The sequence below is a fragment of the Rhodoferax sp. TH121 genome (genome assembly GCF_002251855.1).
Classification (GTDB): Bacteria; Pseudomonadota; Gammaproteobacteria; order Burkholderiales; family Burkholderiaceae_C; genus Allorhodoferax.
In genome coordinates this window covers 51,978-63,299 of sequence record NZ_NOXW01000012.1, presented here as the reverse complement: position 1 = coordinate 63,299, position 11,322 = coordinate 51,978, and the positions used below count along the sequence as shown (strand labels likewise).

At 61.1% G+C, this 11,322-nt stretch carries 13 protein-coding genes; 10 read left to right on the top strand and 3 right to left on the bottom strand.

Annotated elements, in window-relative coordinates:
* Window positions 1–8 precede the first annotated feature (8 nt).
* From CHU94_RS00695 to flgA, 3 genes are all read right to left on the bottom strand, one after another.
* On the bottom strand, window positions 9–392 hold the full coding sequence (locus CHU94_RS00695) for a hypothetical protein (protein ID WP_094475710.1): 384 nt from the start codon (window positions 390–392) through the stop codon (window positions 9–11).
* A 39-nt stretch (window positions 393–431) separates the two neighbouring features.
* Window positions 432–764, bottom strand: a complete 333-nt coding sequence (gene flgM / locus CHU94_RS00690) for a flagellar biosynthesis anti-sigma factor FlgM (protein ID WP_094475708.1) — start codon at window positions 762–764, stop codon at window positions 432–434.
* Between the two features lie 94 nt (window positions 765–858).
* Window positions 859–1,596, bottom strand: a complete 738-nt coding sequence (flgA, locus tag CHU94_RS00685; protein WP_255033709.1) for a flagellar basal body P-ring formation chaperone FlgA — start codon at window positions 1,594–1,596, stop codon at window positions 859–861.
* Between the two features lie 219 nt (window positions 1,597–1,815).
* On the opposite strand from flgA, the gene flgB reads away from it, so the two are divergent.
* The 10 genes from flgB to flgK all read left to right on the top strand — a co-directional run bounded on the left by flgB (window position 1,816) and on the right by flgK (window position 11,310).
* A complete protein-coding gene (flgB, locus tag CHU94_RS00680; protein ID WP_094475706.1) occupies window positions 1,816–2,259 on the top strand; it encodes a flagellar basal body rod protein FlgB in 444 nt (147 codons plus the stop codon).
* 28 nt (window positions 2,260–2,287) lie between these two features.
* A complete protein-coding gene (flgC, locus tag CHU94_RS00675; RefSeq protein WP_094475704.1) occupies window positions 2,288–2,692 on the top strand; it encodes a flagellar basal body rod protein FlgC in 405 nt (134 codons plus the stop codon).
* Between the two features lie 14 nt (window positions 2,693–2,706).
* The gene (locus CHU94_RS00670; RefSeq protein ID WP_094475702.1) at window positions 2,707–3,360 is read left to right on the top strand and encodes a flagellar hook assembly protein FlgD; all 654 of its coding nucleotides are present in this window, start codon (window positions 2,707–2,709) and stop codon (window positions 3,358–3,360) included.
* A gap of 31 nt (window positions 3,361–3,391) precedes the next feature.
* Window positions 3,392–4,792 (top strand): flagellar hook protein FlgE, encoded by a 1,401-nt coding sequence (gene flgE, locus CHU94_RS00665; protein WP_094475700.1) that lies wholly within the window; start codon window positions 3,392–3,394, stop codon window positions 4,790–4,792.
* A 16-nt stretch (window positions 4,793–4,808) separates the two neighbouring features.
* Entirely contained in the window at window positions 4,809–5,549 is a 741-nt protein-coding gene (locus CHU94_RS00660) for a flagellar basal body rod protein FlgF (RefSeq protein WP_094475698.1), read from the top strand.
* An 86-nt stretch (window positions 5,550–5,635) separates the two neighbouring features.
* A complete protein-coding gene (flgG, locus tag CHU94_RS00655; RefSeq protein ID WP_094475696.1) occupies window positions 5,636–6,418 on the top strand; it encodes a flagellar basal-body rod protein FlgG in 783 nt (260 codons plus the stop codon).
* Window positions 6,419–6,434: 16 nt separating this feature from the next.
* Window positions 6,435–7,151, top strand: coding sequence for a flagellar basal body L-ring protein FlgH (locus CHU94_RS00650; RefSeq protein ID WP_255033704.1), 717 nt, complete (start codon window positions 6,435–6,437; stop codon window positions 7,149–7,151).
* Between the two features lie 66 nt (window positions 7,152–7,217).
* A complete protein-coding gene (locus CHU94_RS00645) occupies window positions 7,218–8,360 on the top strand; it encodes a flagellar basal body P-ring protein FlgI (RefSeq protein ID WP_094475694.1) in 1,143 nt (380 codons plus the stop codon).
* A 1-nt stretch (window position 8,361) separates the two neighbouring features.
* Window positions 8,362–9,300, top strand: coding sequence for a flagellar assembly peptidoglycan hydrolase FlgJ (flgJ, locus tag CHU94_RS00640; RefSeq protein WP_094475692.1), 939 nt, complete (start codon window positions 8,362–8,364; stop codon window positions 9,298–9,300).
* A 12-nt stretch (window positions 9,301–9,312) separates the two neighbouring features.
* Window positions 9,313–11,310 carry a flagellar hook-associated protein FlgK gene (gene flgK / locus CHU94_RS00635; protein ID WP_094475690.1) on the top strand — a complete coding sequence of 666 codons (1,998 nt, stop codon included), beginning with the start codon at window positions 9,313–9,315 and terminating at the stop codon, window positions 11,308–11,310.
* Window positions 11,311–11,322: the final 12 nt, after the last annotated feature.

Genomic DNA, 11,322 nt, shown 5'->3' with positions numbered 1-11,322 from the left:
CGCAGTTTTTAGGCGCTCAATACCTGAAAACGGCCAGACGATTTCGCGCCGGCACCATAAGGCCCCGCAGCAGCGGCATACACCGGCGTGTTCATGGCGGGCACCACCATGTGCAAGGCCTGCTCCACCAGCGCGTGGCGTCGCAGCATCTGTTCACGCACTTGGGCCAAGCCCGCAGCCAACGCCCGCAAACGCGCTGCCTCGGCACTCTGCAGATGAGGCCCCAAGGGCTTCCAGGGATCGAGCAAGGCATTGGCCTCCACCACGAAGGACTGGAAGCTTTGTGCCTGGACTGCCATGTCGTCGACCTCCCCGGTTTTGAGCGCCAATGACAAAAAACCCAGCTGCGCCTCAAGCGCACTGAGCAAAGATTCCAAGGTAGGTTGGGACATATCAGGTTCCTCGCACTTCAATGAGTGCGCAGGACCTGTTTACCGCACCGAGCGGTTCAGCATTTCCTGCGCGTTGGACAAGAGCTTGTCGGCAATGGCTTCGGCATTGACCACGTAGGTGCCATCTTGGATGGAGGCTTTCACGCTGGCCACTTTCTGGGTGTCGATGTCTGCAGACTCGCTGCGCTCGGTTTTCTCCAGCGAGCGCGCCAACGTCGAGACGGTCACGGCCACGCCCGCTGCGCGCGTGCTTTGCGTCGCCTTGCTGGTGGCGGCAGTGCTCGCGTTGGCGTTCTGGGCCGCTTTTTGGGCTGCACCAGACACCGTGGGCGATACGGAAGCAGGGATATCTGTGGGTTGACCTATTTTCATCGCGTTCTCCAAAACTACGGTAGGCGTAGCCTCGTACGGTAGTTATCGGCCGCATCATGACTGACTTTAGGGCTTTTTGCACAAATAAGGCCGTTCAGAGCTCTATTTTGACTGTACGCATATCCAGCACAATGCCTGAGGCTACGCGGCCATTCTCCATGCGCACACGGGCCGGTTGTCCAACCACCCCAGCAGACAGCGCTTGGGCTTGGCTGCTGACCTGGAAACCGGCACCCTGTGCCAGCACCCGCACGGACGCGCCGGCTTGGAATACTTGAGCGGGCTTGACCATGCCTTGGCGCAGGGTTTGCCCTGTGCTCAGGAGGCGGGCGGCGGTCTGCCCCACCCATTGGTTGCGGTCCGCCAACACGGGGCTGGGCTCTTCCGCCCAGTCCACATCGGCCTCCATCACATCCGACTCGGTGACCAATGCCCCTGCTGCCACATGGCCTCGCATGACCCAGGCCTTGCCCGTCGCGCTCACCACCACGGGCAAGGTAATGTTCCAGCGGGTCACCCCATCCACACACCGCAAGCCCACGCGGCTACGACCCCACAAACGGGCCCCGGCGGGCAAATGCGGTTCGATATTGCCGCAAGGGGCCAAGCGCAGGCGACTGTCCAGCGCCCCGACCTCGGCCCGCATCCGCAAATTTACGCCCGGTGGCTGGGACTTCAGGACCGCCTCATTGGCCCAGCGCTGGGCTTCTTGCCGCAGTGCTTCCAAACCAGCGTCTTGCGCATGCACCGACGACATACCCATGCACACCAAAGCAAGAACGCCCAGGCCGCGCGCGACGGCAGATGGGTTTAACGCAGAAAAAAACAGCATGCTGGACTCCGAAATAGGTGCTGTGCACGCACCAACAGAGCCGCTGGGACGACACAACGCAGGCCCAGACTATAAGCAGCCCCTCCTCCAGCAAGGCGCGTAAATATGCCCCATTCACCCCGCTATTCAAGGTCTAGAAAATTTAAGCTTTTCCCATAATTGCCGCACGCCCCAAGCCCACACCTCTGTAGTGCAAGGCGCTATTCGTTGAGGTATGCCATGTTTGCCAATCTGACCAACGCCCTGGACTTTCAATCGAAAGCTTTGGTGCTGCGCGCCGAACGCCAGCGGGTGATTGCCAGCAACATTGCCAACGCAGATACCCCAGGCTACACAGGTCGCGACATCAACTTCAAACAAGCCATGGGACAAGCGCTTGGCGAATCCACCGACTTGAGGCTGGCCCCCAGCACCACCCAGAGCATGAGCGCCGCGGGCACCACCCATGCACGCCACATACCTTTGCCCAGCGCCACCGAAGGCGCTGGCGCCAATAGCAAGCTCGATTACACCGTCCAAACCCAACCCGCCATGGATGGCAACAGCGTGGACTTGGACCGCGAGCGGGCCAGCTTTGTAGACAACTCAGTGCGCTATGAAGCCACCCTCCGCTTTATTAACGGCTCATCGCGGACGATCTTGAGCGCCATTCAGGGCCAATAAAGCGACGACCTGATCACAGAGGCACCCCATGTCCATGTTTTCCATCTTCAATGTCTCTGGCAGTGCGGTTAGCGCACAGTCCCAGCGCCTCAACGTGGTCGCCAGTAACTTGGCCAACGCAGACGCTGTGGCAGGCCCTGATGGGCAAGCCTACAAGAGCCGCCAGGTCATATTTGAAACCGTCCCCATGGAGTCACCGGCCTCCTCTGGGGTCAAGGTCAGCTCCATCAAGGAGAGCAATGAACCGTTCAAACGTGTGCACAACCCCATGCACCCTGCCGCAGATGCAGAAGGGTATGTCACCCAGTCCAATGTGAACCCGGTGGAAGAGATGGTCAACATGATCTCGGCATCGCGCTCATACCAAAACAATGTAGAAGTCATGAACACGGCCAAGACGCTGCTGCTCAAGACCCTGCAAATGGGTCAATAAACCAGGAGTCCACCATGGTTAGCAGCGTCACTTCCTCCAATGATCTCAGCGCGCTGGTGAACAGCAGTACCACCAGCAAGCAAACCGATGCGGCCGCGCAACAAGACCGCTTCCTCAAACTCCTGGTCGCGCAGCTGAACAACCAGGATCCCATGAACCCCATGGACAACGCCCAGATGACGAGCCAGATGGCCCAGATCAACACGGTGTCGGGCATCCAACAGCTCAACGAAACGATGAAGAGCATGTCCACCCAGTTCAGCGCCATGCAAGTGCTGCAGGGTGCATCACTGGTGGGCAAGGGTGTGCTGGTCGAATCCAACACCCTCACGATCAAAGACGGCGTCGCCGCCGGCGCGGTAGACCTCGCCACCAAAGCGGACAAGGTCACTATCCAGGTGCTATCCCCCGGTGGTCAGGTGCTCGACAAATTCGAGCTGGGAGCCCAGGACGCAGGCATGCACGGCTTCCAGTGGAATGCCTCCAACTACAAAGGTACGGGAGCACCCACGTTCAAGGTCACGGCCACGCTTAAGGGAGCGGCCGTTACCAACACCGCTTTGGCTCACGACACTGTGGTGGCTGTGGGTTCCAGCAACGGCAACATGACACTGGAACTGGCCGGCCGCAACGCAGTGGCGTACACCGACGTCAAATCCATTCTGTAAATTTTTCCAACCGTATCCCAGAGGAAACACCATGAGCTTTCAAACAGGACTCTCCGGCTTGAACGCCTCCAGCAAAAGCCTGGACGTGATTGGCAACAACATTGCCAATGCCAACACGACCGGCATGAAATCGTCGCGGGCGGAGTTCGCAGACTTGGTGGCATCGTCGCTGGGTGCCGCTGGTGGCGCGTCCAAAGGTGCGGGCATCGGCGTATCGGTCGCGACGATCGCACAGCAGTTCTCGCAAGGCAACATCAACATCACAGGCAACAGCCTGGACGTCGCCATCAACGGTGGCGGCTTCTTCCAGGTCACCATGCCCGATGGCTCTACTGCCTTCACCCGTGATGGTCAGTTCAAGCTGGACCGGGATGGCAACATCCTGACCAACACCGGAGCCAATGTCATGGGCTACCCCACCGACCTGCTGGGCAACTCCACCAGCGTGACACCCCAGATCCTCACCATCCCGACCGGGGCCCCTATTCCCGCACAGGTGACGACAGAGATCACGGCCGAATTCAACCTCGATGCCCGCGCCAAGGTTGCTGCCAGCGTGTCCCCGGCTACGCCCATCAGCACCTACGGCACCTCGCTTACCGCCTTCGACTCACAAGGCGTGGAAGTGCCCGTCAGCTTGTATTTCGTCAAAACCGGCCCTGACCTGACCGCCAATCCCGCAGTGGCCGCGGACACCTGGGAGGTGTATGACTCCAACACCCTGGCGGCAGGCACCACTGCACTTGCGACTAACGCAGCGACCTACGCCACCCACAACGCCAACAGCACCTGGAACACTGCCAACCCGGGACCAGACCAGCGCGCCACCTTCGCCGCTGCCGGGACAGGCATCTACGCTGCAGACCCACAACTGACCATGGTGGCCGCAGGCAGCCTGTTCCAGATGACATTCGATGTGAATGGCGGCCTGGTAACTCCCGCGGCACCACAAACCTTGACATTAACCTCCCCCAACGTAGCCATCGGCAACTTCAATGCCACACTGGATCTGAGTGGTGCCACGCAATACGGGACGGCATTTACCGTATCCAACCTGACGCAGGACGGCTACACCGCAGGTGAACTGACTGGCATCAGCATCGACCCCTCGGGCGTCATCATGACCCGCTATTCCAATGGAGAAAGCCAAGCCCGCGGAAAAGTCGCTTTGGCCGATTTCCGCAACGTCCAAGGTCTGACCCCGACCGGCGGCGGCAATTGGGTCGAGACCTTTGCGTCCGGACAACCCGTGCTGGGCGAACCGGGCATCGGCAAATTTGGCGAGTTGCGCGCTGGCGCGCTGGAAGACTCCAACGTCGACCTGACCGCCGAGCTGGTCAACATGATGACGGCCCAGCGCAACTACCAGGCCAACGCCCAAACCATCAAGACCCAGGACCAGATCATGTCGACGCTGGTCAACCTGCGCTAACCGGAGCTGAACCACCATGGACCGCTTGATCTACACAGCGATGACGGGCGCCAATGCGGCGGCAAACCGCCAGGCGGTCCTGTCCAACAACCTGGCCAACGTCTCGACCAATGGTTTCCGGGCACAACTGGCCACCTACCGCGCGGTGCCCTTGCGGGGCGAAGGCGCCACCACACGCGTTTTTGCACTGGAAGCATCTGCCGGTCACTCCACCAAACCCGGCCCCGCCATGCGGACCGACCGCGCCCTTGATGCCATGGCACTGGGCGACGCCTGGTTCTCGGTACAGGGCTTGGACGGCAACGAGGCTTACACCCGCAACGGCCACTTTGAAGTAAACGCCGAAGGCGTGCTGACCACGGGCAACGGACTGCAAGTCCTCTCCAGTGACGGATCCGCCATCACGGTACCCGCAGGTGCGGATGTCAGCATCAGCCCGGACGGCAACATCAGCGCCAAAATTGGCAACCAGCCAGCCAACAGCGTGGGCCGCTTGAAGCTCGTGGTTCCCACCGCAGAGGACCCACTCAAGCGCGGGGATGACGGCCTGTTCCGCGCCTTGTCGGGTGAACCACTCAACACCGAAGACACCGCTCGCATTCACCCCGGCATGCTCGAAGGCTCCAACGTCAACGCTATTGAAGCCATGGTTGGCATGATCCAGACTGCCCGCCAGTTCGAAGCGCAAATGCGCTTGATGCAAACCGCCGAGTCCAACGACCGCGCCGCCGGCCAGCTGCTGAGCCTGCAAGGCTAAACCATTAGGACACGCGGTGAATCTCCACGCTCATTCACATTCGCTGCCCCCCCGCTCCTTGGAAGCGGCTCTACAGGAGACATAACATGATCAATTCCCTCTGGATCTCCAAAACTGGCATGGAAGCCCAGCAAATGCAGCTGGACGTCATTTCCAACAACCTGGCCAACGTTTCCACCAACGGTTTCAAAAAATCGCATGCGGTATTTGAGGACCTGATGTACCAGAACCTGCGCCAGGTAGGCACGGCAGTCAACGAGCAGGCAGTTTTGCCCACCGGCCTGCAAATCGGCCTCGGTGTACGCACCGTGGCCACTAGCCGATCCTTTGCGCAAGGCAACCTGCAGCAATCCAGCAACAATCTGGACGTCGCCATCCAGGGCAACGGCTTCTTCCAGGTCACGATGGCCGACGGCACCGTGGGCTACACCCGCGACGGTGCGTTTCAACTCGATAACCAGGGCCGACTGGTCACCTCCGGCGGCCTGCCCGTGCTCAATGGCATCACAGTGCCTGCGAACGCCACCAGCCTGGCAATTGCCCAAAACGGCGAAGTCACCGTCCAAGTGCCTGGCAATACCGCGCCGCAACCCGTGGGCACCATCACCCTGGCCAGCTTCATCAACCCCGCGGGCCTGGAGCCCAAAGGCCAAAACCTGTACGCCGAAAGTGTGGCGTCTGGTCAGCCGAACGCGGGCAATGCCGGAGAAAACGGCTTGGGCACCCTGATGCAAGGCTTTGTGGAAACGTCCAACGTGAACGTGGTGCAGGAACTGGTCACCATGATCCAAACCCAACGCGCCTACGAAATGAACTCTAAGGCCATCCAGACCTCAGACCAGATGCTGCAAAAGCTCGGCCAGCTCTAAACCCGCAAGGTAAGCCATGACCCACCGCACCCATGCCCCTAAAGCGCTCGGCTTGCTGCGTGCCACCGCCACGGCAGCAGCCGTCATGGCATTGACCAGCGCCTGTCAGCAGTTACCGCAAAAAGTCACCGTCGATTTTGCCGAGCCACGCGTTGCGGCTACGCCTGCCACCACCCCAGGGGCCGCCCGCCCCAACACCGGCAGCCTCTACCAAAACGTAGGCTATCGTCCCGCATTTGAAGATCGGCGCGCGCGTCAGGTGGGCGATACCGTAACCATCCAGATTGCTGAAAACGTCACAGCCAGCCAGAAGTCCACCTCCACCGTCAACCGCAATACCTCGGTCGATGGCGCAGTGACGGCGTTGCCATTCAACGACCTCTCCGGTCTCTCCAAATTCAACGTCGGCGCCACGACCAACAACAACTTCTCGGGCAAGGGTGGTACGGAAAGTGCCAACACCTTCGCCGGCTCCATCACTGCCACCGTAGTGGAGGTATTGCCCAACGGCCACATGGTGGTCACCGGAGAAAAGCAGATTGGCGTGAACCAGAACGTGGATGTCCTGCGCTTCTCGGGCACGGTAGACCCGCGCATGGTGCAACCTGGCAGTGTGATCAGCTCGACCCAGGTGGCCAACGTGCGTGTTGAATCGCGCGGCCGTGGTGCGCAAGGGGAAGCGCAAACAGTTGGCTGGTTATCCCGGTTCTTTTTGAACGTTAGCCCCTTCTAAAGATCTCCAGAATTGTGCCGAGGGGTAACAGGTCCAGTCGGACCGTCCCCGTTACCGACTCTGCACATGAAACACTGGAACCCAACACCCCTCAGCACCGGCTGCCGCTGGCTTGGCGGTCTGTGTGTGGCACTTGTCATGGCAGGCAGTGGGCCCGCCCACGCAGCACGGATCAAGGAAATCGCCGCCATTGAAGGCGTGCGCAGCAACCAACTCACCGGCTTCGGGCTGGTGGTGGGGTTGGACGGCACGGGTGACCAGACCACCCAGATGCCCTACACCACCCAAGGCCTCAAGAACTACATGGAGCAGCTGGGGCTCACGCTCACTGCTGCCTCCCAAGCCCAGCTGCAAATGAAAAACGTGGCAGCCGTGCTGGTCACCGCCCAGCTGCCTGCATTTGCCCGGCCCGGCCAGCTGCTGGACATCAATGTGTCGTCCCTTGGCAATGCCAAATCCCTAAAGGGCGGCACCCTGATTGCAACACCGCTCAAAGGCGCCGATGGCGAGGTCTACGCACTAGCCCAGGGCAACCTGATTGTTGCGGGCGCCGGAGCTGCTGCCGGAGGCAGCAAGGTGCAGGTGAACCACCTCAGCGCAGGCCGGATTCCAGATGGCGCGCAGGTGGAACGCAGCGTCCCCACAGCACTGCAAGAAGGTCCCACCATCAACCTGAGCCTGAGCGCCTCGGACTTCCAGACCGCCCGCAAAGTGGCCCAAACCATCAACAACCGTTTTGGCAACAGCATTGCCCAGGCGCTGGACGGCCGCACCGTGCAAGTGAAGGCCCCGACCAGCCCCAATGAACGCGTGACCTTCATCGCCGAGATGGAAGAACTCCCCATCGAGAACTCGATTGCAGCGGCCAAGGTGATCATCAACTCCCGCACCGGCTCCATCGTGATGAACCAGGCCGTGACCCTGGGCCCCTGCGCCGTGGCCCATGGCAACCTGTCCATCAGCGTGTCTTCCACGCCCGTCATCAGCCAGCCCAACGCCCTGTCGGGCGGACAAACCGTGGTGGGCGAACAAGCGGCCATTGACATCAAACAAGAGGCCGGCAAGCTCATCCAGCTGCCCGCAGCCACCCAGCTGACCGATGTGGTGAAGGCGCTCAATTCCTTGGGCGCCACACCACAAGACCTGTTGGCCATTCTGCAAGCCATCAAATCGGCCGGCGCGCTGAACGCGGAGCTGGAGGTTATCTGACATGAGTTACGGCAACAGCTATTCGAGCCCTTCGCTGACCAGCATGCAGAGCCTGGCGGTGGACACCCAGTCGCTGGGCCACCTCAAGCTGCAGGCGGGCAAAAACTCGCCGGAAGCCATCAAGGAAACGGCCAAACAATTCGAATCCCTGTTCATGCGCGAGCTGGTCAAAAGCATGCGCGAGGCCACCATGAAATCCGGCATGTTGGACAACCCCGGCAGCGACCTCGGTACCGACCTGTTGGACCAGCAGCTCGCAGTCAGCATGTCCGGCCAACCCGGCGGCCTGTCCGACCTGATCGCACAGCAACTGACACGCCAAATGGGCATCACCGCAGAACCGGGCGCCGAATCCACCTTGCCCGTGCGCCCCCAGACATTGGGCAGCGCCACCCCGTCCACGGCACCCCGGGCCACCGTGTCCGATGCCACCCTGCCCCCCGTCAAAATCAAACGCACCCCGACGGAGAGCCAAGCCAACTTTGTGCGCCAACACTCCGATGTGGCCAGCAAGGTGGAGAAAGCCACCGGCATTCCCGCCAGCTTCATGCTGGGTCAGGCCGGCCACGAAACCGGCTGGGGCCGCGCGCAGATCAAGACCAAGGGTGGCGGCAACTCCTTCAACCTGTTTGGGATCAAGGCCGGTGCCAGCTGGACCGGCAAGGTGGCAGAAATCACCACCACCGAATACGTGAACGGTGTTGCAAAAAAACAGGTTGCCAAGTTCCGCGCCTACGACTCTTACGAAGACTCTTTCAAAGACTACGCCCGCCTGATCTCGGAGAGCCCACGTTACGCCAAGGTACGTGCCCAAACAGGTTCGGCCCAAGCATTTGCCAGTGGCCTGCAAAAAGCAGGGTATGCCACCGACCCGGAGTACGCCGCCAAACTGAGCCGCGCCATCAACACCACCCTGCACCTGCGTCGCTTGCAGGTGTAACCGGACGCCACCATGAGCATTCTCAACATCGGCACGCGCGCACTGCAAGCCAACCAGGTTGCGCTGCAAACGGCAGGCAACAACATTGCCAACGTCAACACGCCCGGCTACTCGCGCCAGACCGTCACGCTGCAAACAGTGGAGGGCCAATTCAGCGGCGGTGGCTACATCGGCAAGGGCGTGGATGTGCAAACCATCCAGCGCAATTTCAGCGCCTTTTTGACACGCCAGTCCACCCTGGCCAGCTCGGTACAGGCAGCCGACGTCACCCGCTCTGACAAGCTCAGCCAGCTCGAAGGCATCTTCCCCGGTGGCACCAGTGGCTTGGGAGCCTCCATCAGCGAGATGCTGAACGCGTTCTCCGATGTGGCCAGCGCCCCCACCGACTTGACCGCCCGCACCGTGGCACTGACCCGGGTGGACGAAACCGCTTCACGCATGCGGGCTGCCTCGCAATCGCTGGACGACCTCCAACAAGGCGTGGACCAGGAGTTGCGCCAAAAAGCCAGCGCCATCAACACCTTGGCACGCGGCATTGCCGAGGTGAATGACGAAATTGCCCGCGCACAAGGCACAGGCCAGCCCCCCAATGACCTGCTGGACCGCCGCGACCAACTGGTGCGCGAGCTCAACCAGTACGTGCAAACCACCTCCATCCCCGCCGACGATGGCACGGTGGGCATCTTCCTGGCCAGCAGCCAGGCCTTGGTGCTGGGCACCACGGTGTCGCCCGTATCCATCGTCAGCGATGACTTTGGCGACACATTAAAGAACAAGCTGGCCATCACCCGCAACGGCCTGACCGTGGTGCTGGACGAAAACGCTCTGGGCGGCGGCGAAGTTGCTGGACTGCTGCGCTTCCAAAACAGCGACCTGGTGGAAGGCCGCAACCTGCTGGGCCGCCTGACCATGGCCGTCAGTACGGCCATGAACGCGCAGCACCAGCTCGGCCTGGACCTGGATGGCAACTTTGGCGGCAACCTGTTCACTCCCGCCACCTTCAATGGGCAAAACATCCGCCAGCCCGTGCCTCCGGCCACGGTCAACACCGGTACCGGCGGGCTGACGCTGGCCATCACCGATGTCAGCAAGTTTGCTGCGTCGGACTACGAGGTCAACTTCAGCTCTGCGACCTCCGGCTCCATCACGCGCCGCTCCGACGGCCTGGTCGTGAGTTTTCCGCAAACGCCTGCCCCCACCTCGGGCGCACTGGCCAACGTCGACGGCCTGGACATTTTTGTGTCGGGCACGCCCAATGTGGGCGACCGCTTTTTGCTCAAGCCCTTCAGCACCTCGGCCAGCAACATCGACAGCGTCTTCGCAACCCCGCGCAACCTGGCAGTGGCCAGCCCGATTGCGGGCTCCATGGGCAGCACCAACCAGGGCAGCCTCAAGCAGGTGTCCATCAGTGCGCGCACACTGCCCATGTCGCTGGCCACGCCGGTGGTGTTCACCTTTACCGGCACCAACACCTACACCCGCAGCGACGAAACCCCGGTAGCCAACACGACCGTGTTCACCTACACGCCGGGTCAGGCCATCGAGGCAGAATTTCCCAACAACTACCCGACGTTGCCGCCCACTTACAACGACCCGCTGACCGGCTGGACCTTCACCCTGCAAGGCTCGCCCAAGCCGGGCGACACCTTCACGGTCATCGACATCAAAGACCCGGCCTACGGCGTGGACTACAAGCTCAACTCGGGCAATGCCACCGCCATGATGAACCTGCGTGATGTGGCCATGTTTGACGGCGCCGCCCTGACTGACGGCTACGCCAGCCTGATCTCGCAGATTGGTATCCGCAGCCAAAGCGCGGCGTACGCGGCCGAAGTGTCCAGCTCCATTGCCACCAATCTGGAGAAAGACCGCACTGGCGTATCGGGCGTGAATCTGGACGAAGAAGCTGCCAAACTGTTGCAGTACCAGCAGGCCTACCAAGCCTCGGCCAAAATGATCCAGATCGCGCAAAGCATTTTTGACACCCTGATGCAAGGCCTCAACCGCTGAGGCACCGGAGGA

Bases quoted from the DNA above. Each gene is read 5' to 3' on its own strand.
- CHU94_RS00695 (WP_094475710.1), bottom strand. From the start codon at position 392: ATGTCCCAACCTACCTTGGAATCTTTGCTCAGTGCGCTTGAGGCGCAG.
- flgM (WP_094475708.1), bottom strand. From the start codon at position 764: ATGAAAATAGGTCAACCCACAGATATCCCTGCTTCCGTATCGCCCACG.
- flgA (WP_255033709.1), bottom strand. From the start codon at position 1,596: ATGCTGTTTTTTTCTGCGTTAAACCCATCTGCCGTCGCGCGCGGCCTG.
- flgB (WP_094475706.1), top strand. From the start codon at position 1,816: ATGTTTGCCAATCTGACCAACGCCCTGGACTTTCAATCGAAAGCTTTG.
- flgC (WP_094475704.1), top strand. From the start codon at position 2,288: ATGTCCATGTTTTCCATCTTCAATGTCTCTGGCAGTGCGGTTAGCGCA.
- CHU94_RS00670 (WP_094475702.1), top strand. From the start codon at position 2,707: ATGGTTAGCAGCGTCACTTCCTCCAATGATCTCAGCGCGCTGGTGAAC.
- flgE (WP_094475700.1), top strand. From the start codon at position 3,392: ATGAGCTTTCAAACAGGACTCTCCGGCTTGAACGCCTCCAGCAAAAGC.
- CHU94_RS00660 (WP_094475698.1), top strand. From the start codon at position 4,809: ATGGACCGCTTGATCTACACAGCGATGACGGGCGCCAATGCGGCGGCA.
- flgG (WP_094475696.1), top strand. From the start codon at position 5,636: ATGATCAATTCCCTCTGGATCTCCAAAACTGGCATGGAAGCCCAGCAA.
- CHU94_RS00650 (WP_255033704.1), top strand. From the start codon at position 6,435: ATGACCCACCGCACCCATGCCCCTAAAGCGCTCGGCTTGCTGCGTGCC.
- CHU94_RS00645 (WP_094475694.1), top strand. From the start codon at position 7,218: ATGAAACACTGGAACCCAACACCCCTCAGCACCGGCTGCCGCTGGCTT.
- flgJ (WP_094475692.1), top strand. From the start codon at position 8,362: ATGAGTTACGGCAACAGCTATTCGAGCCCTTCGCTGACCAGCATGCAG.
- flgK (WP_094475690.1), top strand. From the start codon at position 9,313: ATGAGCATTCTCAACATCGGCACGCGCGCACTGCAAGCCAACCAGGTT.